Source organism: Collinsella sp. LCP19S3_C9 (assembly GCF_052121575.1).
Lineage (GTDB): Bacteria > Actinomycetota > Coriobacteriia > Coriobacteriales > Coriobacteriaceae > Collinsella.
Map to the genome: position 1 here is coordinate 146,483 of NZ_JBQKDZ010000001.1, position 23,220 is coordinate 169,702.

The following is a 23,220-nucleotide window of genomic DNA, read 5'->3' on the forward strand; positions in this document are numbered from 1 at the left end:
AGGGGGTTGGAGTCATGGCATTTGACTTCACGGGTAAAACCGCGATCGTTACCGGTGGCACTCAGGGCATTGGCCTCGAGATTGCCAAGGGTATCGTTGCGGGCGGCGGACACGTCGCGCTCATCGCAAGGAACGCTGCTAAGGGCGAGGCGGCTGTGGCCGAGCTTGGCGAGGGCAACAAGTTCTATCAGCTCGATGTCGCCGATGCGCCCAAGGCGCGCGAGACCGTCGAGCAGATTTTTACGGACCTGCCGCAAACCAACATCCTGATCAACTGCGCCGGTGTCATCAGCACCAAGAAGTTTGACGAGATCGACGACACCGAGTGGCGTCGCACCATCGACATCAACCTCAACGGCACCTTTACCATGATGAATGCCGTGTACCCGCACTTTAAGGCGGCACATGCCGGCACTATCGTCAACGTGAGCTCCGTTGCTGGCAAGATCGGCGGCGGCCTGCTCGGCACCGCGGCCTACGCGAGCTCCAAGGCCGGTGTCAACGGCCTTACCAAGGCGGTCGCCAAGGAGGGCGGTAAGTTCGGCATCCGCTGCAACGCTGTGTGCCCGTCGCTCACGCTTACCGACATGACGTCGATCCTTTCTGACGAGAACTCTCAGCGCATCATCAACGGTATTCCTCTGGGCCGCGCCGCCCAGGCCAGCGAGCCTGCGCAGATGGTGCTGTTCTTCGCTTCCGACCTCGCCAGCTTCGTGAACGGCGAGATCGGTGACTGCGACGGCGGCATCGTCCTGGACGGGTAATACCCCGCGGTAATCGTTTGGCGGCGACCCTGGAGAATCGGGGTTGTCGCCTTCTTTCTGACATAGGCGCGTGCGGCTACGATTCGCATGCATCCAAAGGAGATATATATGAGTGAATCGACTGCGGTGGAGGCGCCGGCTGCAAAGGAGCCGTTCTTTAAGATGTCCTCCATCCCGGGCGCCAATATTTTGGTGCCGCTTTTGCTGGGCTGCTTGCTCAACACGCTATTCCCCGACCTGTTCAAAACGCTCGGCAGCTTTACGCTTGGCATGACCCAGCAGGGTGCAAGCCCGCTCGTGGGCGCTTTTTTGCTCATCGTCGGTACGACGATTTCGTTTAAAAGTGCTCCTGCCGCCGCTGCACGCGGCGCCATCATCATCGCTGTCAAGCAGATCGTGGTCGTTGCCGTGTCGCTGCTCATCCTTTATGTATTCAACGACAACCTGTTTGGCATCTCTGCCATGGTGATGCTGGCGGCTTGCACCGGCGCCAACAACGCTATGTACGCTGGTCTGATGGGCACCATGGGCAACGAGGCCGAACGTGGCGCCGTCGCCATCACCACACTCGTTGTCGGCCCTCCGGTCACAATGATCGTGCTCGGCGCTGCTGGCCAGGCTCCGATCGGCTGGTCGCTCGTGGGCGCCATCCTGCCGATCGTCGTCGGCATTATTCTGGGTAACCTCTTCCCGAGCTTTAAGAAGATGATGGCTCCGGCACTTTCCGCCATCATCGTGCTCGTCTTCTTTGCCATGGGCTCGACCATGACCTTTGGCCAGCTCATCAACGGCGGTCTTCCCGGCATCCTGCTCGGCGTGATCTGCTCGGTGGTCTTTGCAATTCCCGTCATCGCGGTCGATAAGTTCACGGGCGGTACGGGTGTCGCAGGTGCGGCCATTTCGAGCTGCGCCGGAGCCAATGTGGCCACGCCTGCCGCCATGGCGAGTGTCAACGAGGCCATGTACGGTGGCGCCGTGCTCGCGACGGCTACGGCGCAGGTTGCAGCGTGCGCCATCGTGACGGCCATTTTGACCCCGCTGGTCACCAGCTGGTGCTACAAGCATTTTGAGGGCCAGGGTCACGGCGACAGCAAAAAGGCCGCGGCCGACAGGGTCACCGCAGCCGCCTAATGCCAAGCGGCAATCAAAGCTAAATAACTAGCCACGCCACAGGGCGGCCCCGGGGGAAATCCCGTGGCCGCCCTGCAGTTTCTGTGGGTCTCTGGGGCACTTTACCCTGCTAAAGCTGGCATAACAGCTAGAGTGAACGTCGTACAAAGGCAAGGAAAATACCAAACAAATCGGTGAACGGTAGTTGTTCACGCTCGCATTTCCTGCGGATTTGTTAAAAACGCCCTAATGGTATAAAAAAAGAAACATATAACAGCCCTGATGAAGGGGGTGGCTATGTTATCCTTCTCAGACGGGTGAAATCTTGGGTTTTGGGTTGCAGTTCCAAGGTGGACAAACGTTTTTCCCTGTGCTAACGCGCGATGGAAGGCGAATGAAGCCGGTCATTCAACCCGAACATTCAAGAATTCAATAAGCAGCGGTGTGAGAGAGCGCCGCATTATACGTAACTAGGAGCGTGGTTACACAATGCAGGAGGCATGGGAAGGCTTCAAGGAAGGCATCTGGACGGGAGAGGTTGACGTCCGAGACTTCATCCAGAAGAACTACACCCCCTACGAGGGCGACGAATCGTTCCTCGCCGGTCCGACCGAGCGTACCAAGGAGCTGTGGGGCGAGGTCCTCGACCTGCTGCTCAAGGAGCGCGAGCAGGGCGGCGTCCTCGATATGGACACCAAGACTGTCACGGGTATCGTGAGCCACCCCGCTGGCTACATCGATAACGCCCACCGCGAGAAGGAGACCATCGTCGGCCTCCAGACTGACAAGCCGCTCAAGCGCGCTCTGCACGTCAACGGTGGTATCCGCATCGCTTGCCAGGCTGCCAGCCAGCACGGCTACAAGATCGACGAGAACGTCGTCGAGCGCTACACCTTCGAGCGCAAGACCCACAACGCCGGCGTCTTCGATGTCTACACCCCCGAGATGCGTGCTTGCCGCTCGGCTCACATTATCACCGGTCTGCCCGATGGCTATGGCCGCGGCCGCATCATCGGCGACTACCGTCGTGTCGCCCTGTACGGCGTCGACTACCTGATCAAGGATAAGGAGGCCCAGAAGGCTTCCACCCCGACGGTCATGACCGCCGACAACATCCGCGATCGCGAGGAGCTGCAGGAGCAGATCCGCGCCCTCGGCGAGCTCAAGATGATGGCCGAGACCTATGGTTTCGATATTTCCAAACCTGCTACCAACACGCAGGAGGCCATCCAGTGGATGTACTTCGCCTACCTCGCTGCCGTCAAGGAGCAGAACGGCGCCGCTATGTCCATCGGCCGTACCTCTACGTTCATCGACATCTACGCTGAGCGCGACCTTGCCAACGGCACCTTCACCGAGGAGCAGATCCAGGAGTTCGTGGATCACTTCATCATGAAGCTCCGCATGGTCAAGTTTGCCCGTACCCCCGAGTACCAGGCCCTGTTTACCGGCGATCCGCAGTGGGTCACCGAGTCCATCGGCGGCATGGGTGTTGACGGCCGTACGCTCGTTACCAAGATGAGCTTCCGCTACCTGCACACGCTCGAGAACATGGGCACCAGCCCCGAGCCCAACATGACCGTTCTGTGGTCGACCCGTCTTCCCGAGAACTTCAAGAAGTTCTGCGCCAAGACTTCTGTCGCCAGCTCCTCGGTCCAGTACGAGAACGACGACCTCATGCGCGTTTACCACGGCGACGACTACGGCATCGCCTGCTGCGTGTCCTCCATGCGCATTGGCAAGGAGATGCAGTTCTTCGGCGCTCGTGCCAACCTGGCCAAGTGCCTGCTGTACGCACTCAACGGCGGTGTTGACGAGGTCTCCAAGAAGCAGGTCGGCCCCAAGTATCGCGCCGTCGAGGGCGACACGCTCGATTACGATGACGTTATGGCCAAGTACAACGACATGATGAAGTGGCTCGCTGGCGTGTACGTCAACTCGCTGAACATCATTCACTACATGCACGACAAGTATTGCTACGAGCGCATCCAGATGGCTCTGCACGACAAGCACGTGCACCGCTGGTTCGCTACGGGCATCGCTGGCCTTTCCGTCGTGGCTGACTCCCTGTCCGCCATCAAGTACGCCAAGGTTCACCCCGTCCGTGACGAGAACGGCATCATCGTCGACTTCGAGACCGAGGGCGAGTTCCCCAAGTACGGTAACGACGACGACCGCGTCGACCAGATCGCTCACGACGTTGTGCACCAGTTCATGGAGTACATCCGCATGAACGACACCTACCGCAACTCCGTGCCCACGACCTCGGTTCTGACCATTACCTCCAACGTCGTGTACGGTAAGAAGACCGGCTCCACGCCCGACGGCCGCAAGGCTGGCCAGCCGTTCGCCCCGGGTGCTAACCCCATGCACAAGCGCGATAGCCAGGGCGCCATCGCTTCGCTGTCTTCGGTTTCCAAGCTCCCGTTCCGCGATGCCCAGGACGGCATCTCCAACACCTTCTCCATCATCCCGGGCGCGCTCGGCAAGGAGGACCAGGTGTTCTTTGGTGATATCGACCTTGATCAGCTGGGCGAGTAACTATTGTTAGTGCTATACTAACAATAACGATTACTGATTAGTGCGCCGATTTCGGCTGGCGCCTATCGATTGAAGGAGACACATTATGAAGGTTTCTGAAGTTTCCGAGACTCAGGCCGACAACCTGGTCCACATGCTCGACGCTTACGCCGAGAAGGGTGGCCACCACCTGAACATCAACGTCTTCAACCGTGAGACGCTGCTCGACGCTCAGGCTCACCCCGAGAAGTACCCGCAGCTGACCATCCGCGTTTCCGGCTATGCCGTGAACTTCCACACGCTCACCAAGGAGCAGCAGGACGAGGTCATTTCGCGTACCTTCCACAACAAGTTCTAAAGGGGTTTAACTCCCGCAGGATCGCCGGGGCTGTTTGGGCTACCTCCCAAAACGTCCTCGGACATGCAAAGAGGCTCGCTGCGCACTTCGTGCGGCGAGCCTCTTCGCGTCCTGCGGAATGTTTTGGGAGGTAGCCCAAACAGCCCCGGCTGGGGTCCTGTGTAGTCACCCTTTAGGCGGAACTCTCCTAATTATTTGGATGAGTCGTTTACTTACTTGTACTGTTACCGTCTTCCCGCTCTTGTTGGGGTATGCTTTGTTCGTATGTAAACGTATGACATGTTGATGGGGGAGGGTGCTATGGCTCGCGAGGGCGCTCGTTCTAAGGATTCGGCTAAGCCTGGCATCAAGGAAGTTGCAGCGGTGGCGGGGGTTTCGCCTACTACGGTATCTCGCGTGCTTAATAATCGCGGCTATATTAGCCAAGAGACCCGCGATAAGGTCCATGCCGCGATGAAGCGCATCAACTATACGCCCAACGATATCGCCCGTGCCATGCTCAACGGTCGCCTGAATCTAATAGGTATGATCGTCCCCTATGTCAGCAGCCCGTTTCATGCCCAAGCGGTCCAAGCCGTTGAGCGTACCCTGGCCGAAAACGGTTTTAAGATGTTGCTGTGCAATAGCGCCAATCGACCTGATCTTGAGCGTTCTTATATCGATATGCTTCGGCGCAATATGGTTGATGGCGTCATCGTCAACTCGCTTAATATCGGTGCCGAGGCGTATGCCGAGATGGGCTTGAGTCTGGTTGGTATCGACTGCGACCTTGGCGAGACCTCTGTTCAGATTGCGAGCGACAGCTATGGCATCGGCGAACTTGCCACGCGTCGCCTGATCGATGACGGGTGTTCGCGCATCTTGTGCCTGCGCAACAATAGCCGCATGCGTATGCCTGCCAATAAGCGTACCGATGCCTACCACGATGTTGTGGAGCAGGCCGGTTTGCCCGCGCTTGTCCGTGAGGTCGAGTTCGTTAAGTCCGACGACGAAAAGAGTGCGGTCGTTGCGAAGATCCTCGATGAGAACCCCGATATTGACGGCATCTTTGCGGGAGACGACACGATGGCGGCCATCTGCCTCAATGTGATGAAGCGGCGCGGCTTGAGCGCTCCGGACGATATTAAGGTCGTGGGCGCGGATGGCGCCCGCCGCACTATGACGTTTATGCCTGACTTAACAACCGTTCGTCAAGATATCGATCGCATCGGAGAGCTCGCGGCGCAATCCATCATCGCTCTTGTTAACGGTGAAAAGCCCGAATCGAATACCAAGCTCCCCGTTGAACTCATTGAGGGCAAAACCGCGTAGTTCATCCCGTGCCAAAAGAATTCCTCAAACGCCTCTGATGACCGTTCGCCGGCATATGTCAACCGTTTGCCGACGACTGGAACTGCGAAAAGACGTATTAGTGTGAAAACGTTTGACATATGAAAACGATTGACATATCTTGCAGTTGTACCGAGTTAGTATCTTGTGGGAAAGGAAGTCTCGGATGCACAAGGTGTATTACCAGCCTGAGGGAATTTGGGTAGGCGACATCATGCCGTACGGCGAGGACGGCACGTTCTATCTCTATCACCAGCGTGACACGCGAAACCCCGGCCCTTTCGGAGAGCCGTTTGGTTGGGCACTCGCGACGACCAAGGATTTCGTCAACTACAAGGACTTTGGCGAGAGCCTTGAGCGTGGCGGCGACGAGGAAGTCGACCAGTATGTTTATGCCGGCACGGTGTTTAAGGTGGGCGACAAGTACCATGCGCTCTACACTGGTTGCAATCGCGATAAGGTCCGCGCACGCTTGATGAAGCAGGTTCTTCTTCACGCAACGAGTGACGACGCCGTCAAGTGGGAGAAGAACATCGCCGAGACGCTGCTTCCGCCCCAGGAAGGTTACGATGACCGCAACTGGCGCGATCCCTTTGTGCTTTGGGATGAGGAGAACGAAGAGTACATGCTCATCCTCGGCACGCGCGTGGGCGAGGACAAGCGTCTGATGACCGGGCGTCTGGTCAAGTTCACCTCCAAGGACCTGGATACCTGGGAGTTCCAGGGCGACTGGTGGAATCCGGGCCTTTACACCATGTTCGAGATGCCTGATCTCTTTAAGATGGGCGACTGGTGGTATCTGGTGTTCTCCGAGTACAGTGATGGCAACAAGACCCGTTACCGCATGTCTCGCTCCATCAACGGTCCTTGGATCACTCCTGCTGACGATTCATTCGATGGCCGCGCGTACTATGCCGCGCGTACCGCATTTGATGGCGAGCGCCGCGTTCTCTTTGGTTGGGTTCCTACGCGTGACGAGGGTGGCGATCCCAGCTCTTACCTGTGGGGTGGCACCTTTATGCCTCTCGAGATCGTTCAGCGTGCCGACGGAACGCTCGGCACCAAGCTCCCTGACAGCATGCTTGGCGCCTTTGGCGAGGCTAAGGCAGTCGAGGCCTTTGAGCTTTCCTGCGAGTCGGGCAAGGTCGAGCAGGTGCTCGCCGCGGATGCCGGTTCCACCTATATGCTCGATGCCGACATCGAGCTCGCCGGTGACGCTGCCGGCTTCTCGGTGAAGCTTGCCGAGGACGCCGAGTCCGGTCTTGCCTATGAGTTCCGCGCCAACCTGCGTGAGGGCAAGCTCGAGTTTACGGCGGCCCCCCAGTATCCGTGGTTCCAGGTCAACAACATGGGCCTCGAGCGTCCGTTGTTCTTTAAGGGCGAGGGCACTCATCATGTGCGCCTGGTCGTTGACGACGATATCGCGACCATCTTTGTCGATGATGTTGCGCTTAACGCGCGCTTCTGCAATAAGCAGGGCCAGGGTGTGGCACTGACGGTCACCGACGGTACGCTCAAGTGCGCAAATGCAACGATCGCGTCTCTGTAATGGCATCAAAACGTTTTATGATTTCGTAAGGGAATGGAGAGGAACATGGACTACAAAGTAGTGTCTCAGCAAGTCGTCGATAACGTCGGCGGTCTGGAGAACATCGAGGGCGCCACGCATTGCGTTACGCGTCTGCGTCTGGTGCTCAAGGATACGAGCAAGTACAACAAGGCCGAGCTCGAGAACATCGATGGCGTCAAGGGCGTGCTGTACAACAGCGGCCAGCTCATGATCATCTTCGGTACCGGTACCGTCAACAAGGTCTACGATGAGTTTATGGCTCTGACGGGCGTTAAGGAGATCAGCGCTTCCGAGGTCAAGGGCGCCGAGGCGGACAAGAAGGGCAAGTTCTTCTCGGTCCTCAAGGTATTCTCGGATATCTTTATCCCCATCATTCCCGCTTTCGTCGGCGCTGCTATCATTATCGGCCTTAAGTCGCTGATCGTTGCCAACGGCCTCTTTGGCATGGAGGGCAGCCTTGCCGACCACAGCGAGTTCCTCAAGAACCTCGCAAGCTTCTTTGCCATTATCGCCACCACGTTTGACTACCTGCCTGTCCTGGTTATGTACAGCGCGGTGAAGCGTTTTGGCGGTAACCCGATTCTGGGCATCCTCGTCGGTATCGTCATGGTTCACCCGAGCCTTATGAACCGCAACACGTTCGTTATGGACCCGACGGGTGCTGAGTACTGGAACTTTGGTCCGCTCTCCATTCCCATGGTTGCTTTCCAGGGCGGCGTGTTCCCTGCAATCCTGACTGCCTGGTTTATGGCCAAGGTCGAAAAGATTGCCCAGAAGTACATCCCCGAGGTCGTTTCGTTCGTCTTTGTCCCGACCGTTACCCTGATTCTTGCTAACGTCGCCCTGTTCACCGTGTTCGGCCCGCTCGGCAACCTGATCGGCGACGTCCTCGCCGGTGTAATCGATATCCTGTACAACAGGATGGGCGTCTTCGGTGCCTTTGTCTTTGCCGCATTCCTGCAGCCGCTCGTCGTTACCGGTACGCATCAGTTCATCCAGGGTATCGAGGCAAACCTCGTCGCCACGACTGGCTTCAACTACATCCAGGCCATCTGGTCGGTTTCCATCATCGCCCAGGGCGGCGGCGCCATCGGCATGTACCTCATTCACAAGAAGCATTCCAAAGAGCGCAACATCTGCATGTCGTCCTTTATCCCGACGCTGGTCGGTATCTCCGAGCCCGCAATCTTTGCTGCAAACATGCGCTACTCGATCATCCCGTTCATCTGCGCTTGCATCGGTGCAGGCTGCGGCGGTGCCTTCGTGAAGCTCTTTGAGGTGCGCGCCATCGGTCAGGGTCTGACCGGCGTGCTTGGCCTGCTCATCGTCACGCCCGAGACGCTCGTGTGGTATGTGGCTGGCAATCTCATCGCCTTTATCGTGCCGATCGTCTTGATCTTTGCCTACAACAAGGCAAAGGGCGTGCCGACCACTGATGAAGAGGGTGCTGGTGCTGGTTTCGATGTCAGCTTCTAGTTGAGCCGTTCAGCGTAATCTGAGGATAAGTCCATTTGGGGAAGGGCGTTCGACTCGTGTGAGTCGAGCGTCCTTCCCCATAGACGAGAAAGTCAACTGCGATGTTTAATCAAAAAAATAAGGTGACACGCGCGGACTATGAGCAGTGGCGTGCCGGACAGGATGAGACGGCGGGTCGCATCGCGTCCGACCCCGATAGGCTCCTGTTCCATGTGGAGCCTGAGCTTGGCTGGCTCAACGACCCCAACGGTTTGGTGCAGATCGGTGATACGTATCACATCTATCACCAATACGATCCATTCGATGCTGCGCATGGCGGTCCAGTGCTTTGGAATCATCTGACAACAAAGGATTTTGTGACGTACGAGAATCGCGGCCCTGTGCTGTTCCCCGATTCCGATTTGGATTCGAGCGGAGCGTATTCTGGTTCTGCCTTTGTACACGACGGCAAGATTCACTACTTCTATACCGGCAACGTCAAGCATTTTGACCGCGATGATTACGACTACGTGTTGACGGGCCGTGAGCAAAACCAGATTCATATGGTTGCCGAGAACCCCGACGAATTGGGCGAGAAGCGCATAGCTGTTGGGCCGGTCGATTACCCCGACGATATCGGTACGCACGTGCGTGATCCCAAAATCCTTGAACACGATGGTATCTACTACATGGTTCTGGGCGCTCGTACGAAAGACGACTGCGGCTGCGTGCTTGTCTATACCTCGAGCGATCTAGAGGACTGGAGCTATGCGACGCGCATTGAGCTGGGCGAGAAGTTTGGCTTTATGTGGGAGTGCCCTGATCTGTTTGAGCTTGATGGCGAGCTTATTCTCGTTTGCTGTCCGCAGGGCGTGCCCGCCGATGGTTGGCGTTACCGCAATCCGCACCAGTGCGTGTGGTTTCCCATCGAGGCCGATTGGGAGGCACCGAGTTTTAAGATCACCGGGCAGGGCATGCCCCCGATGGTTGATGCCGGCTTTGATTTCTACGCACCGCAGTCCTTTGAGGATGCTGCGGGTCGGTGTTTGATGATCGGATGGTCGGGTTGCCCCGATGCGACGGCAAAAAGCCCGACGGTGGCACGCGGGTGGCAGTGCGCGTTGACGGTGCCGAGAGAACTGAGCATGCGCGATGGTAAGCTCTGTCAGCAGCCGGCGCACGAGATTGAGAGGATGCGCGGCGACTGCGTTCGCGCGACAGGCGGTGAAACCGTTGAGGAGCCGGGCCGCCTGTTTGATCTTGTGGTTTCCTGTGAGGGCGCCCAGGTGATCGAGCTCGAAATCCGCAAGGGTGTCTTTGTGCGCTATGCAGACGGGATGCTTACCCTCGACATGGGTGACGAAGGCTATGGGCGCGACCAGAGGTCGATCGAGCTCAGTGAGCTTCGCGACCTGCGCGTGCTTTCGGACACTACGATGGTCGAGATTTTTGCAAATGGCGGCGAGGCGGCACTTACGAGCCGTACCTATTCGCCGGCGGTTCCGGCGATGGAGCTGCATGCCGAGGGTGCGGCATCGATGAATTTCTACCGCCTCGTGCATTAACCGTGCATGGAGTACGATTGGACTTGCTGGGCGGAATGTGTCGCAGTTACCGCGGCCAACTACCGTTTATCGCGTATAGCTACCGTTTGCGGAGTAAGTAACACTTAGTAATAAACCGTGTAAAATCTCAGTTAAGAACGGAGTTTTCCAGGGAGACGCTGTCCTTTGTTTTGTGCAAGGGACGGCGTCTCTTTGGCGCTTGGAGGCCGTTCTGTAGCAGGACGGCGGACGTGCGTCACATATTAAAAAGTCAACGTCGAGATGGGTCGTGATAAGAATGGGCAAGTACGTAATCGTGGTTGAATCTGGTTCGGATGTGACGCCAGAGCTCTGCGAACGCTACGGCATCGTGCGTGTGCCCATGCATGTCACGATTGGTGACGAGACCGTCGAGGACGGCTCGATCGATCCGCTCGAGATCTATTCGCGCTGCAACGAGTTTGGCGTGATGCCCAAGACCAGCGGCTGCGCGCCGGCAGATTTCTCTCGCGTGTACGACCGCATTCACGCCGAACAGCCCGACGCGACCATTTTGCATCTTGCGTATTCCGAGGCCACGACCTGTTCGCATCAGTCCTCGAAGATTGCGGCAGAGGGGCGCGACTACGTGTTCTCCATGGACACGCGTTTTGTCTCGGTGGGCCAGTCGCTTGTTGTCGTCGAGACCGCCAAATACATCGAGGCTCATCCCGATGCCACCGTCGACGAGATCTTCGCCTTCGCGAGCTCCGTTATGGACCGCGTGTTGCTGGGCTTTGTTCCTACCGACCTTGCCTTCCTTAAGGCGGGCGGTCGCTTGTCCAACGTCGCGTTCCTAGGCGCCCATCTGCTCAAGATTAAGCCCTGCATTGAGGTAACGGGTGGCAAGTTCGTGGCGACCAAGAAGTTCCGCGGCTCTATGCTCAAGTGCGCCCGCGCCTTTATTGACCACATGGTTGCGAAGGGCGAAATTGACTACTCGCACATTGGCCTGGCGTATTCGGTAGGCCTTTCCGAGGAGCTGCGCGACGACATGGAAGTCTATGCGCACGACCTGGGCTTTAAGGACGTTACCTGGACTCAGGTCGGCGGCGTCATCTCGAGCCATTGCGGCCCGACCGCCTTCGGCGTGGTGCTCACGCTCAAGGCGTAACGCCTGGCGTCTATCGATTTCTATTGCCTCGGCGGCGGGCGGGTTGCGACAACCTTCCCGCCGCTTTTGCATGGGGCCAAATAGGACAATCCAATTGACCGCTAAACCGTTTCGCCATCAAGCATATAGGCTAGAATGACTCTGGCATTTATGTAGCTAAAACCAATGAGAGGCAAGGTAGCGGGAATGGCTGAGATGAAGCTCGAGGGCATGGACGCTCGTCCTGAGGACTCCGCGTTTGCCCTGGGCCGCGTGCATTCGATCGAGACGATGGGAACGGTCGATGGACCCGGCATCCGCTTTGTGGTGTTTGTTCAGGGCTGCCCCATGCGCTGTGCGTATTGCCACAACCCCGATACCTGGTCGGTTAACGGCGGCACCATGGTGACCGTCGAGCACCTGATAGACGAGTTCCAGAGCAACCATGAGTTTTACCGCAGCGGTGGTATTACGGTATCCGGCGGCGAGCCGCTCCTGCAGCCTGAGTTCTTGGCCGACCTGTTCCGCGCAATGCACAACAACCCCGATGGTCGCGTACATACCTGCTTGGATAGTTGCGGCTATGCGTTCGACCCCACGCATCCCGAGAAGTTCGATGCCGTACTCAACGAGACCGATATGGTGCTGCTCGACATTAAACACGCCGATCCCGTCGAGCATAAAAAGCTGACCGGTTGCGATCCTGCGCGCATCCTGGCGTTTGGCGATGAGCTGGCGCGTCGCAGGATCAAGGTCGTTATCCGTCACGTGGTAGTACCGGGCATTACCGACACGGCAGAGGAGTGCGAGGCACTCGGTCGTCTGATTGCCCCGTGGCATAACGTGGTGGGCCTGGAAATGCTGCCGTATCACACGATGGGCGTCGTCAAGTATGAGCAGCTGGGGATTCCCTATAAGCTCGAGGGCGTTCCGCAGATGGATACTGCGCGCATGCCCGAGCTGCGCAACGCCGTCATGACGGGCATGAAAAAACGCCGCGCGGAACTCAAAAACGCCATCGGCTAGGGGTAGCTCATTTGGGGCCGGTAGGGTGGAGAAGTAGCTAAAAGAGCCCCGTCCTAAAAAGACTGCTCTCTGGGTTGCGGTGAGATGCGCAACAGAATCGTGCCATTTGGATAAATACGCTTGTGGTTTCTTTAAAGACACCTTAAACGCTTCTGAATATCTTTGGAAAGAAATGCCTGCTCGGTATTATGCTGCTCGTATATGAACGGGAGCAATCAGGAGACCACGTGCGAAACAACGCATCGCGGGACGAGCATGTGCCGCAGCATAGCAGCAGATATGAGACGAAGGGCACGTCTTCGCGTGGCCTTGCCGACGCTCGCATCCGCGTGACGAAGATTGCCGCCATTGGGATGCTAACGTTGGCGGTTATTATCCTCGGAATTACCGCTAAAACCTACGCGTCGGAGCGAATGGCACACTCAGATGCGTCAACGGTACAGACGCAAAACAAAAAGGTCTCTAAATCTAAAGCCACCACAAGTCAAACCCTGTCGACAGCGAGCCTCAAGATGAGGCTTTCGAAGGCGGACTTTAACGATATTCCCTCAGGCGATACCGTGCAGACCTTCTCACTGGTTGATGACCAGATCCCCGTCCTTGAGGATGAGAGCCTCGCCGCGCTCCAAGATACCCTTGATCAGGCCCGGGAATTGGGCGACGTGGGTGTGGTGTTTTACGATCTGTCGAGCGGCAAGGGCGTGACGTATAACGCGGACGCCGAGGTGTACGGTGCGAGCAGCTACAAGGCGCTCTATGTACTCTACGTCTGCGAGTTACTGGTCGAGACAGGGCAAGTATCGCTCGATGATACTCTGGGCACCTATGGCGGCTACAGTATGGGCTGGCTGACGGTTCGCGACCTGATCGAGACCTCGGTCGTCAACTCGGATAACGACTCGTTTATCGCGTTGCGTGCAACGTTTGATCAAGATGGCTACGAGGATTGGATTGCCGCACTCGGCGTCGAAGACGAGGTCGCGCTCGATCCAATGAGCGATTTCCCAACCTACTGCCCGCGCACCTCGGCCAAGTTGTGGCGCGAGATGAGCGAGTATTTGAGCCGCGAGAGCGAGACGTCGCAATGGCTGTCGGGCCTTCTGGCCTCTACGACCCGGTCCTTTATCCGTGACGGCATTGCGGACGACCATGTCATGGTGCGTAACAAGGCCGGTTGGATCAGCGAGGCAGGTTGCAATGCGACGTGCGATGCTGGCCTCATCGATGTCGATGGCGACACCTACATTATGAGCATCATGTCATCGATGCCGTGGAGTGACCGTTCGAGTGAGGCCGTGGCCGCCATCGCCAAGGCGCTCTACGATACCCGCGCTACGCTGGCCTAACGGCTTCGTATTGCGCGGTTGAGTCAAAATGCTGGTACCATACCGTGGATAAACAGTTTTCACAGGTTTGGGGGATGGTATGCCTACCATCGCAATCATCGGTGCACTCGAAAAAGAGGTTGCGCAGATTAAAGAAGAACTGAACGGTGCCCATGTGTCGCAAGAGGCGGGCTTGAGCGTTGTAAGCGGCGAGCTCAACGGTCTGTCAGTGGTCGCCACGACCGCTGGCATGGGAACCGTAAACGCCGCTGGTGCAACACAGCATCTCATCAGCAGATATGCTCCGCAGGCCGTTGTGTTTTCGGGCATTGCGGGTGGCTTAAACTCCAAACTCCATATCAATGACGTGGTTATTGGCAAGTGCCTGCGCTATCTGGATACCGACACGGCGCTCATCGCCGAGTCGGCGCCGGAGCTTGAGGAGTTTGCCTCGACACCGTCTCTGGTTGACATCGCCACCACCGTGCTTGCCGAACATGGGTTTATCGATGCTGACGCTTCCGATTCCGCTGCGGAGAAGGACCCTAAACAGTTCCTGGTTGGCACTATCGCTACAGGCGACCGCTTTGTAACGGGCGACGCCATGCGCACCGCCGCCATCGAGGCGACGCATGCCGATTGCGTTGAGATGGAAGGTGCTGCGATTGCCCATATTGCAGCCAAGAACGGTGTCGATTGTCTGGTGCTGCGTGCTATCAGCGATAATTGTGACGAGGCATATGACGCGTTTTGCGAGCGAGAGTTCGATTTGGACGAGTACGCCCGCACCGCGAGCGGCATTACACTCGATATCGTCCGCTGCATCGCCGCTGCGTAATCGTGCACCCCTATTGTAAGAACCTACGACCAAGGAGTATCCATGGCCGATTCCATTAACTACCAGCTTGCCAAGTTCGTCGCCAGCTACGGCAAGGTTTCGCAGATCCCCGAGTCCACCTGTCCCGAGGTGAGCTTTGTGGGCCGCTCCAATGTGGGCAAGTCGTCCATCATGAACAAGCTCTTTGGCCGCAAGAACCTGGTCAAGGTTTCGAGCACGCCGGGCAAGACGAGCAATATCAATTTCTTCGAGGCCGACGACGTGCACTTTGTGGACCTGCCGGGCTACGGTTTCGCCCGTCGTTCCAAGGCCGAGCGCGACCGCTGGGCCGAGCTCATCGGCGACTTCTTCGACTCCGAGCGCAGCTTTAACCTGGTTGTGTCGCTGGTGGACATTCGCCATGACCCCAGCAAGCTCGACCATGACATGATCGACTACCTGCAGGGCAACGAGTTCAACTTTATCGTCTGCCTCACCAAGGCCGACAAACTCAGCCGCACCCAGCAGGCACGCCAAGCGGCAGCCATCAAAAAGCAACTCAACGTCCCGGCCGAAAACGTAATCATCACAAGCTCCCAGACCGGCACCGGCATCGACGAGCTCAAGCGCCGCATTGCCGAGGCCTGCCTCTAGTAGGGGCTCTTGGCAGACAATAGTTTTCATCTATCTATATCACCCTAGTGATAGTTGTTGGTACACTATCACTGGGGTGATATTTTTTTGGAGGTCGATATGGAGCTTTGGCACGGGTCGGAGGTTGTTGTCGAACGTCCGTCGTTGGATAAATGCAGACAATTCAATGACTATGGGCGCGGGTTTTATTGCACGCCACATGAGGAAATGGCGATGGAATGGGCATGCCGGACCGAGTCTGATGGCGTTGCCAATCGATATGAGCTTGATTTAGATGGCCTTTCGGTCTTGGATTTGGAGTCTGGGGAGTTTTCAATCCTCAATTGGCTTGCAATTCTGGCGAATAACAGAGAGTTCAATGTTTCGACGCCATTGGCGCGTGAAGGGCTTCGCTATCTACTTGATAACTGCTTAATTGATACATCTCCTTATGACGTTATTCGAGGCTATCGTGCTGACGACTCCTATTTTTCGTTTGCAAGACAGTTTGTCAGCGGCATGATATCGCTCAGACAGCTGCAACGTATCATGTGCTTGGGTGATTTGGGTATCCAATATGCCCTTATGAGCGAGCGCGCATTTTCGATGATTAGATTCTGCGATTGGAAGCGGGCTTCGGGGTCTGAGTTTTATCCCAAGCGTTTTGAGCGAGAGCAGAATGCTCGACGCAAATACTTGGATACGGTCAATGGCTTCGATTCCGAAGGTATGGACATTAGGGATTTAATGGCAGGGAGGGTTGATTTAAATGATCCAAGAGTTAACAGATCGTGGGCCGAGTAGGACATATCCCGTCTACTACCTCGAGGACGCAATGAACAACCTCGGCGACTGCTTCGACTATGCCGTCAATGACTATGGAGCAGAAGGATCTGAAGTTGCTGAATTCTTTTGCCTGAGCGGGGTTGCTCGCGAGTTTGAACGCGGCAACGCATGGGTAGTGTCGGGAAAATCGGGTGTTGAGCTGTTCGCGCTTATCGCTGAAAGGTCGGGCTATCAAAACAGGCCTATACCGGACTGCACCTATCGATTTGAGAAGACGCCGGAATATTGGGCGGGCTGGATGCTGGCATACCTGCAGTGGCGCCTAGGAGAGTCTTTCGAAGATTTGCTGCATGTCGTTCCATTTGATGTGCTGCGCAGTCTGTATTACCCCTGGCACGAAGCATCGGAGGAACGTGTGGCTCGCCTCGTCTGCGATATGGCGAAAAAAGCGTCCAGGCAAACCAAACTTGCGTTAGCAAGAAAGAAGCTTAGGAAAACCCAACAAGACCTAGCATACGAATCGGGTGTGTCACTCCGCTCAATCCAAATGTACGAGCAGCGCCAGAGAAACATCAATGAAGCTTCGGTAACAAGCGTAAGAGCCATAGCAAAAGCCCTCCACTGCAACATCGAAGATCTCCTAGAACCAGTCTTCGAATACAAGGAACCCAGTGCGGCGTAAACCAAGCACACAGTCGAAGCCTGTTGCTGGTAAGTGCTACAGCCTAGCAAGAGCCCCTATCAATAAAGGGCCATAATTTCAGCCCGGCGCCCTTTCAAAGCGTGGGTCCCTATAGACATCGCTAGCCACGTTGCCATAGGGCCACCCGGGGGCATCCCCTTAAAAACATTCCGCAGCACGAGGCCCGCTTATCCGCAGCTCCGAAGGAGCGCAATATTAAATCAGCGAATGCGATTATCCTGTCGAGGTCGCGTAGGTCTCCTTGGGGCTTCCCCTGAAAACAATCCGCAGATCGAATTGGCCCGGCGGGCGCAGCGCCCCCCGGGGGCCTTGTTGTTCGTGGTCGTTTTTATGGGAAGCCCCAAGGAGACCGGTGAGAGCAATGAGACAGGGCGCTACAGGTACTCGATTTGAGCGCCCTCGGTGTCGCACGTCAGAATGTGCGTCTCACACTTGGGGAACTGCTCACGCAGCTTGACCTGCAGGAATTTTGCCACGATGGTGTCGTCGGTCACAGCCATAAGGGTAGAGCCCGAACCGCTGATCCAGATGGTCTTGGCGCCGCCGTTAAGGCAGGTGTCGCGCACAGCGTTGTAGTCGGGAATCAGGCGACGACGATAGGGCTCCTGGATGCGGTCGTCATTGGCGGCGGCAATCAGGTCGAGGTCGCCAGCCTCCAGGCCTCGCGTCATGCCGGCGATACGGCCCATTTGCCATACGGCGGTGGAGAGCGGAATCTCCTGCGGCACGACCTTGCGCGCCTCGCTCGTGTGAACCTCGTAGGGCGGAATCACGGTAATAAAACGCAAGCGATCGCTCACCTCGTAGCGCAGGCACTGGGGGAGCGAATCGGTCGGCGTAAAGGAGCAGACGGCGCCGCCCAGGATGGCGGGAGCGACGTTATCGGGATGGCCCTCGACCTCGGTGGCAATGCGGACGAGCTCAGCGCGGTCGACGGTGTGGCCTGTCAGTGCGGCGGCGGCCATAATGCCAGCGACAACGCAAGTGGAGCTGGAACCCAGGCCGCGAGCGACGGGTACATCGGTTTGAATGTCGATGGCAACGGGAAAAGCCGGCTCGCCCCATGCGGCCAGCGCATCGACAAAGCTGACGTAGACCAGGTTGTTCTCGTTTTGGAACTCCTCGGGGCAGCCCGTGATGGTGAGCTTGTCAGCGCGCTCGAAGGTGAAGTGCGAGTAGAGGCTGACGGCCATGCCGAGGGTGTCGTAGCCGATGCCCAAGTTGGCGCTGGTTGCTGGGACGGTGATTTTGATCATGTGGGTCCTCCTGGCGTGCCTGGCTGTTTAGTTCGCTGCTCGGGCAGTCCTGCGCAAGACGGAAAGCACATTAAGTGCTTTCCTTTGCGTGCGGAACTCGCGACGAACTAAACAGCCAGGCACGCTGTGCGCGTTCGTCATCATCCCGGGGGTTATCTGATAAAAGAAGGTGCGCCGGCTTTCGCCGGCGCCTAATGAGGGTTTTAGTTGGTAGCCATCTTTTTTGCTGCAGACTCGACGTAGCTTGCCATCTCATCGACGTCACAGACGTCTTCGAAGCGGACGGGTTTGGACTCGAGCTCGGCGAGCTGTGCCGGTGCGGCCGTATTGGTGGCCTGCTCGAGCACGCGCATGGCCTCAAAGTCGTCCTCGGGAACGTTGAGACCCAGAGCATCGCAGCAGGCACGCGGGAACTTGTAGGGGCTGGCGGTCGAAAGCAGCACACGGGCCTTGGCCCCCTCGGCGGGAGCGACCTTTTCAAAGACGTGATAGCCGCAAGCGGTGTGCGGGTCGATCACGTAGCCGTTCGCATCCCAGCAGCTCTTGATGGCAGCGCGCACCTCGTCCTCGCTGGCCCAGCCGCAGCCAAAGACGCTCTGAATCTTTGCCAGCAGGTCGGCGGGAACCTCATAGTGACCAGTCTTTGCCAGCTGCTCCATAAGGCTGGCAACAAGCTCGCAGTCGCCATCGGACAGGAAGTAGAGCATGCGTTCCAGGTTGGAGCTGATGAGGATGTCCATCGACGGCGAGATGGTCGTGAAGAACGGACGGTTGCGGTCGTAGACGCCGGTGGTCAGGAAGTCAGCCAGCACGTTGTTCTTGTCGCTCGCGACGACGAGCTTGGCGACGGGCAGACCCATGCGCTTGGCATAGTAGCCGGCCAGGATATCGCCAAAGTTGCCGGTCGGTACGCAGAACTCCACGGCGTCGCCGGCCTCGATGGCGCCGGCGCGCAACAGCTGCGCATAGGCGGCAAAGTAGTAGACGACCTGCGGCACCAGACGGCCGACGTTGATGGAGTTGGCACTCGAAAGCACCGTTCCGGCGGCCTCCAAGCGCTCGGCAAGCTCCTTATCGGCAAAGATGCGCTTGACGGCACTCTGGGCATCGTCGAAGTTGCCGCGAATGCCGCAGACGGCGACGTTATCGCCTTCCTGTGTGGACATCTGCAGATTCTGCACGCGGCTGACTTTGCCTTCGGGATAAAAGACGGTGATGCCCGTGCCCGGAGCGTCGGCAAAACCGGCGAGTGCGGCCTTGCCGGTGTCGCCCGACGTGGCGGTGACGATCATGATGCGCTCGGCGCCGCCGTCCTTGGCGGAAGTGCGGGCCATGAGACGGGGGAGCATCTGCAGGGCGACGTCCTTAAAGGCACTCGTGGGGCCGCCAAAGAGCTCCATCACATAGGTCTGAGGGGCGTCAGCGCCCGGCGCAGCGTCGAGTTTGACGAGCGGCGTAACCTCTTCACTCGCGAACGTGCCGCGATATGCCTCATTCACACAGGCCGAAATTTCTTCGCCCGTGTAATCATTCAGTAACATTCCCAACACATCTTGAGCGATTTCAAAGTACGATTTATCTGCAAGCGAGCTGATATCGACCTGCTGGGTGCCGAGCTCGTCCGAGACAAACAAACCCCCGTCGGGAGCGATGCCGGTGCGGATTGCCACCTTACTTGAGCACGATAAAGTGCGTCCTCGTGTACTATGATAAGTTCCCATATAACACTGCTCCTCGGATGCCTTGGTCCCAATCGGTGAAACCATGGTATCAGAGCGCGCAAAATAGGTTCGCAGAGGCTTTTAGAAAGGTAACCTCCAGCCCATGATTAAGATTGCCAAGTTTGGCGGCTCGTCGGTCGCCGACGCCGAACACTTTAAGAAGATCAAGGCCATCGTCGATGCCGACCCGGCCCGCCGTTTTGTGGTGGTTTCCGCCTGCGGTCGCCGCTTTAAGGGCGACACCAAGGTGACCGACCTGCTCTACCTGGTTAACGCGCACGTTAAGTATCACGTGTCGTGTGAGGAGCTGCTCGAGGACATTGGCCAGCGCTATTTTGATATCGCTGACGAGCTGGAGCTCACCTATCCCATCCGTGAGGAGTTCGCGGCCTTTGCCGAGCGCGCCCGCTCGGGCGGCTACTCCACCGAGGAGCTTGTGAGCCGCGGCGAGTACTTCACCGCTCGCCTGATGGCCGAGTACCTGGGCCTGCCGTTCCTGGACGCCGCGACGGTTGTGGCGTTCCATCACGACGGTACGCTCAGCATGAACCGCACCTCCGAGCTGGTGCAGGAGTACGGTCAGCAGGGCGGCTTTGTTATGCCCGGTTTCTACGGCGCGACGCGTGAGGGCCAGATTAAGCTGCTCGATCGTGGCGGCGGCGATATCTCGGGCTCGATCCTGGCCAAGTGTCTGGACGCCGACCTTTACGAGAACTGGACCGACGTCTCGGGCTTTTACTCTGCCGATCCGCGTATTGTTCCCGAGACTCAGCCCATTGCGCGCGTTACCTACGAGGAGCTGCGCGAGCTTTCGTACATGGGCGCAAGCGTCCTGCACGAGGAGGCCGTGTTCCCCGTGCGCGAGGCGGGTATTCCGCTGGTCATCAAGAACACCAATGCGCCGCAGGACCCCGGCACCATCATTAGCGAGACGGCTGATGAGGGCGAGGCGGAGCCCATCATTACCGGCGTGACCGGCAAGCGCGGTTTTGTCGCCATCAACGTGGCCCGCGATCGCACCAAGCCCCGCGTCGGCTTTATGCGCCGTGCACTTTCGGTCTTCGAGCGCTATGACGTTTCCGTCGAGCACATGCCCACCGGCGTCGACCGCTTTGGCGCCGTGGTGCAGGAGCAGGATGTGCACGATTCGCTGTACTCGCTCGTGGGCGACATCCAGCAGGAGGTTGAGCCGCTCGAGATTGAGGTTGTCGAGGGCCTGGCGCTCATCGCGACCGTCGGTCGTAACCTGCGCGGCCGCGCAGGTATTTCCGGCCACCTGTTTGGCATGCTCGGCCAGGCTGGCGTGAGCGTGCGCATGATTTCGCAGAGCTGCGACGAGATCAACATCATTATCGGTGTCGAGGATAAGGACTTCGACCTGGCGATTCAGACCATTTACCGTGCCTTCTCCGACGAGAACGGCATTGTGAAGGTCTCCGATCTGGAGGCTCCTGCACCGATTGAACCCGCCCTGGCTGCCCTCCACAAATAGCGACCATTCCGGTAGATTTTTGGGATATGTCTAGAAATCTACCTTTTGGCGCATGAGTGGGTTTTGAGGCATGTTCCAAAAAATCTAGCGCGGGGCGTTTCGTTTCGGTTTCGTTTCGACGGGGTGGGTTTCGTGTCCGCCCCGTTCTTGTATACACTGGGCAAGAATATCCTGCCTGCTCGGCGTGCGGGCAAAAGCCACAACCTTCAAAGGGGGAAGCATGAAACAGTACACGGTTGCTATTTTGGGCGCGACGGGGGCCGTGGGCACCCAGATGCTCGAGTGCCTCAACGAGCAGGAGTTTCCGGTTGGCAAGCTCAAGCTGCTGGCGAGCGCGCGTTCTGCGGGCAAGACCGTCGAGTTCCGCGGCGAGCAGGTGGTTATTGAGGAGGCTTGCCCCGAGGCCTTTGAGGGCTGCGACATCGTACTCGGCGCTGCCGGCGACGATATCGCCAAGGAGCTGCTGCCCGAGGCCGTCAAGCGTGGCGCCGTCGTGGTCGACAACAGCCACGCCTTCCGCATGGATCCCGAGGTGCCGCTCGTCGTGCCCGAGATCAATGCCGACGACATCAAGTGGCATCACGGCCTTATCGCTAACCCTAACTGTGCAACTATCATCGGCCTGGTCCCCACCTGGCCGCTGCACAAGCTTGCCGGCGTGAAGCGCATGATCGTCTCGACGTACCAGGCGGCTTCGGGCGCTGGTGCTCCCGGTATGGCCGAGCTCGAGGCCCAGCTGGCCGCCCTGGGTCGTGGCGAGGAGATTCCCGAGCCGCGCGCATTTGCCGCCCAGTTGGCGAGCAACCTGATTCCGCAGATTGGCGGCGTCAAGGAGGAGGGCTTTACCTCCGAGGAGATGAAGTTGCAAAACGAGGGTCGCAAGATTATGCACCTGCCCGAGCTGCGCGTGAACTGCACTTGTGTGCGCGTGCCTGTGCTGCGCTCGCACTCCGAGAGCATTACGCTCGAGTTTGAGCGCGACATTACGGTCGAGGAAGCCCGTGCTGCGCTGGCTTCTGCCCCGGGTGTCAAGCTGGTCGACGACCTGGGTGCCGAGGATGCGCACGACCGATTCCCCATGCCGATGGACACCTCCGACCAGGACCTGATTTGGGTCGGTCGCGTGCGCCGCGACATCTCGAACCCCGAGGCCGCGCGTGGCATCACCTTCTGGTGCTGTGGCGACCAAATCCGTAAGGGCGCGGCAACCAACGCCGTCCAGATCGCCAAGCTGCTCTGCGAGTAGCGGTGGAACTGTCCGGCGGGGGCCGGGCTCAGCTTTCAGAACGTCCTCGATCATGTGCGGCGCCTTGTCCTGCTCCTTCGGAGCCGCGGACAAGGCGCCGCACTGGTCTGCGGAGTGTTCTGAAAGCTGAGCCCGGCCCCGCCTGCGGTGACTCGGCTGCGAGCGGCCTGCGATGGGGCCGTTGTTGGTTGGGGCCGCTGGGCTGATGTGAGGGCGCGTGGCCGTTGCGGGCCCTGGTCCCGGCGGCGGTCTCGGCGCTTTGCGCCTGCCTCCTTTGGGGACTGCGGGTCCGTGACGGCAGCTGCGGCGCTTCGCGCCTGCTGCCTGAGGCGACTTTGGGGTTGGGGTGAATTGAAGTTGAATACTTTTCCCGAGAAGTGAACGACCTATTTTGGACCCCCGAAGCATTGGCATATTTTGACCGCTATTTCCT

General features: G+C 58.0%; 19 protein-coding genes. 17 read left to right on the forward strand and 2 right to left on the reverse strand.

Annotation, left to right across the window (positions count from 1 at the left end):
- Window positions 1-14 precede the first annotated feature (14 nt).
- The 15 genes from ACTQXI_RS00655 to ACTQXI_RS00725 all read left to right on the forward strand — a co-directional run bounded on the left by ACTQXI_RS00655 (window position 15) and on the right by ACTQXI_RS00725 (window position 17,051).
- Window positions 15-764, forward strand: coding sequence for an SDR family NAD(P)-dependent oxidoreductase (locus ACTQXI_RS00655; protein ID WP_427728112.1), 750 nt, complete (start codon window positions 15-17; stop codon window positions 762-764).
- Between the two features lie 108 nt (window positions 765-872).
- A complete protein-coding gene (locus ACTQXI_RS00660; RefSeq protein ID WP_441040829.1) occupies window positions 873-1,895 on the forward strand; it encodes a 2-keto-3-deoxygluconate permease in 1,023 nt (340 codons plus the stop codon).
- A 468-nt stretch (window positions 1,896-2,363) separates the two neighbouring features.
- Entirely contained in the window at window positions 2,364-4,415 is a 2,052-nt protein-coding gene (gene pflB, locus ACTQXI_RS00665; protein WP_427718174.1) for a formate C-acetyltransferase, read from the forward strand.
- An 85-nt stretch (window positions 4,416-4,500) separates the two neighbouring features.
- The gene (gene grcA3, locus ACTQXI_RS00670; protein ID WP_055252439.1) at window positions 4,501-4,752 is read left to right on the forward strand and encodes an autonomous glycyl radical cofactor GrcA3; all 252 of its coding nucleotides are present in this window, start codon (window positions 4,501-4,503) and stop codon (window positions 4,750-4,752) included.
- A 300-nt stretch (window positions 4,753-5,052) separates the two neighbouring features.
- Window positions 5,053-6,063: a LacI family DNA-binding transcriptional regulator gene (locus ACTQXI_RS00675; protein WP_050766109.1), complete on the forward strand. Its 1,011-nt coding sequence runs from the start codon at window positions 5,053-5,055 to the stop codon at window positions 6,061-6,063.
- A 184-nt stretch (window positions 6,064-6,247) separates the two neighbouring features.
- Window positions 6,248-7,630, forward strand: a complete 1,383-nt coding sequence (locus ACTQXI_RS00680) for a family 43 glycosylhydrolase (protein WP_148346449.1) — start codon at window positions 6,248-6,250, stop codon at window positions 7,628-7,630.
- 45 nt (window positions 7,631-7,675) lie between these two features.
- Window positions 7,676-9,127, forward strand: a complete 1,452-nt coding sequence (locus tag ACTQXI_RS00685; RefSeq protein WP_040358954.1) for a PTS transporter subunit EIIC — start codon at window positions 7,676-7,678, stop codon at window positions 9,125-9,127.
- A 101-nt stretch (window positions 9,128-9,228) separates the two neighbouring features.
- Window positions 9,229-10,671, forward strand: a complete 1,443-nt coding sequence (locus tag ACTQXI_RS00690) for a glycoside hydrolase family 32 protein (protein WP_441048676.1) — start codon at window positions 9,229-9,231, stop codon at window positions 10,669-10,671.
- Window positions 10,672-10,948: 277 nt separating this feature from the next.
- Window positions 10,949-11,803, forward strand: coding sequence for a DegV family protein (locus ACTQXI_RS00695; protein WP_441048675.1), 855 nt, complete (start codon window positions 10,949-10,951; stop codon window positions 11,801-11,803).
- Between the two features lie 186 nt (window positions 11,804-11,989).
- Window positions 11,990-12,808: a pyruvate formate-lyase-activating protein gene (gene pflA, locus ACTQXI_RS00700; RefSeq protein WP_427748367.1), complete on the forward strand. Its 819-nt coding sequence runs from the start codon at window positions 11,990-11,992 to the stop codon at window positions 12,806-12,808.
- Window positions 12,809-13,320: 512 nt separating this feature from the next.
- A complete protein-coding gene (locus ACTQXI_RS00705; protein WP_441548122.1) occupies window positions 13,321-14,154 on the forward strand; it encodes a serine hydrolase in 834 nt (277 codons plus the stop codon).
- A 79-nt stretch (window positions 14,155-14,233) separates the two neighbouring features.
- Window positions 14,234-14,971: a 5'-methylthioadenosine/S-adenosylhomocysteine nucleosidase gene (mtnN, locus tag ACTQXI_RS00710; RefSeq protein WP_441548123.1), complete on the forward strand. Its 738-nt coding sequence runs from the start codon at window positions 14,234-14,236 to the stop codon at window positions 14,969-14,971.
- A gap of 42 nt (window positions 14,972-15,013) precedes the next feature.
- A complete protein-coding gene (gene yihA, locus ACTQXI_RS00715) occupies window positions 15,014-15,604 on the forward strand; it encodes a ribosome biogenesis GTP-binding protein YihA/YsxC (protein ID WP_055252447.1) in 591 nt (196 codons plus the stop codon).
- An 87-nt stretch (window positions 15,605-15,691) separates the two neighbouring features.
- Window positions 15,692-16,387, forward strand: a complete 696-nt coding sequence (locus ACTQXI_RS00720; protein WP_441548124.1) for a DUF3990 domain-containing protein — start codon at window positions 15,692-15,694, stop codon at window positions 16,385-16,387.
- A 31-nt stretch (window positions 16,388-16,418) separates the two neighbouring features.
- The gene (locus tag ACTQXI_RS00725) at window positions 16,419-17,051 is read left to right on the forward strand and encodes a helix-turn-helix transcriptional regulator (protein WP_441048671.1); all 633 of its coding nucleotides are present in this window, start codon (window positions 16,419-16,421) and stop codon (window positions 17,049-17,051) included.
- A gap of 395 nt (window positions 17,052-17,446) precedes the next feature.
- Here the strand turns inward: ACTQXI_RS00725 and thrB are convergent, their stop codons facing one another.
- Both thrB and thrC read right to left on the reverse strand, forming a co-directional pair.
- Window positions 17,447-18,328 (reverse strand): homoserine kinase, encoded by an 882-nt coding sequence (thrB, locus tag ACTQXI_RS00730; protein ID WP_154514914.1) that lies wholly within the window; start codon window positions 18,326-18,328, stop codon window positions 17,447-17,449.
- Between the two features lie 203 nt (window positions 18,329-18,531).
- Window positions 18,532-20,049: a threonine synthase gene (gene thrC, locus ACTQXI_RS00735; protein WP_441049351.1), complete on the reverse strand. Its 1,518-nt coding sequence runs from the start codon at window positions 20,047-20,049 to the stop codon at window positions 18,532-18,534.
- 103 nt (window positions 20,050-20,152) lie between these two features.
- Between thrC and ACTQXI_RS00740 the strand changes: the two genes are divergently transcribed.
- Together ACTQXI_RS00740 and ACTQXI_RS00745 are read left to right on the forward strand one after the other, a co-directional pair.
- Window positions 20,153-21,541 (forward strand): aspartate kinase, encoded by a 1,389-nt coding sequence (locus ACTQXI_RS00740; protein ID WP_441548125.1) that lies wholly within the window; start codon window positions 20,153-20,155, stop codon window positions 21,539-21,541.
- Window positions 21,542-21,761: 220 nt separating this feature from the next.
- Entirely contained in the window at window positions 21,762-22,787 is a 1,026-nt protein-coding gene (locus ACTQXI_RS00745; protein WP_154514908.1) for an aspartate-semialdehyde dehydrogenase, read from the forward strand.
- Window positions 22,788-23,220 lie beyond the last annotated feature (433 nt).

Excerpts from the sequence above, each read along its gene's own strand:
- ACTQXI_RS00655 (WP_427728112.1), top strand. The coding sequence starts at position 15 with ATGGCATTTGACTTCACGGGTAAAACCGCGATCGTTACCGGTGGCACT.
- ACTQXI_RS00660 (WP_441040829.1), top strand. The coding sequence starts at position 873 with ATGAGTGAATCGACTGCGGTGGAGGCGCCGGCTGCAAAGGAGCCGTTC.
- pflB (WP_427718174.1), top strand. The coding sequence starts at position 2,364 with ATGCAGGAGGCATGGGAAGGCTTCAAGGAAGGCATCTGGACGGGAGAG.
- grcA3 (WP_055252439.1), top strand. The coding sequence starts at position 4,501 with ATGAAGGTTTCTGAAGTTTCCGAGACTCAGGCCGACAACCTGGTCCAC.
- ACTQXI_RS00675 (WP_050766109.1), top strand. The coding sequence starts at position 5,053 with ATGGCTCGCGAGGGCGCTCGTTCTAAGGATTCGGCTAAGCCTGGCATC.
- ACTQXI_RS00680 (WP_148346449.1), top strand. The coding sequence starts at position 6,248 with ATGCACAAGGTGTATTACCAGCCTGAGGGAATTTGGGTAGGCGACATC.
- ACTQXI_RS00685 (WP_040358954.1), top strand. The coding sequence starts at position 7,676 with ATGGACTACAAAGTAGTGTCTCAGCAAGTCGTCGATAACGTCGGCGGT.
- ACTQXI_RS00690 (WP_441048676.1), top strand. The coding sequence starts at position 9,229 with ATGTTTAATCAAAAAAATAAGGTGACACGCGCGGACTATGAGCAGTGG.
- ACTQXI_RS00695 (WP_441048675.1), top strand. The coding sequence starts at position 10,949 with ATGGGCAAGTACGTAATCGTGGTTGAATCTGGTTCGGATGTGACGCCA.
- pflA (WP_427748367.1), top strand. The coding sequence starts at position 11,990 with ATGGCTGAGATGAAGCTCGAGGGCATGGACGCTCGTCCTGAGGACTCC.
- ACTQXI_RS00705 (WP_441548122.1), top strand. The coding sequence starts at position 13,321 with ATGAGGCTTTCGAAGGCGGACTTTAACGATATTCCCTCAGGCGATACC.
- mtnN (WP_441548123.1), top strand. The coding sequence starts at position 14,234 with ATGCCTACCATCGCAATCATCGGTGCACTCGAAAAAGAGGTTGCGCAG.
- yihA (WP_055252447.1), top strand. The coding sequence starts at position 15,014 with ATGGCCGATTCCATTAACTACCAGCTTGCCAAGTTCGTCGCCAGCTAC.
- ACTQXI_RS00725 (WP_441048671.1), top strand. The coding sequence starts at position 16,419 with ATGAACAACCTCGGCGACTGCTTCGACTATGCCGTCAATGACTATGGA.
- thrB (WP_154514914.1), bottom strand. The coding sequence starts at position 18,328 with ATGATCAAAATCACCGTCCCAGCAACCAGCGCCAACTTGGGCATCGGC.
- thrC (WP_441049351.1), bottom strand. The coding sequence starts at position 20,049 with ATGGGAACTTATCATAGTACACGAGGACGCACTTTATCGTGCTCAAGT.
- ACTQXI_RS00740 (WP_441548125.1), top strand. The coding sequence starts at position 20,153 with ATGATTAAGATTGCCAAGTTTGGCGGCTCGTCGGTCGCCGACGCCGAA.
- ACTQXI_RS00745 (WP_154514908.1), top strand. The coding sequence starts at position 21,762 with ATGAAACAGTACACGGTTGCTATTTTGGGCGCGACGGGGGCCGTGGGC.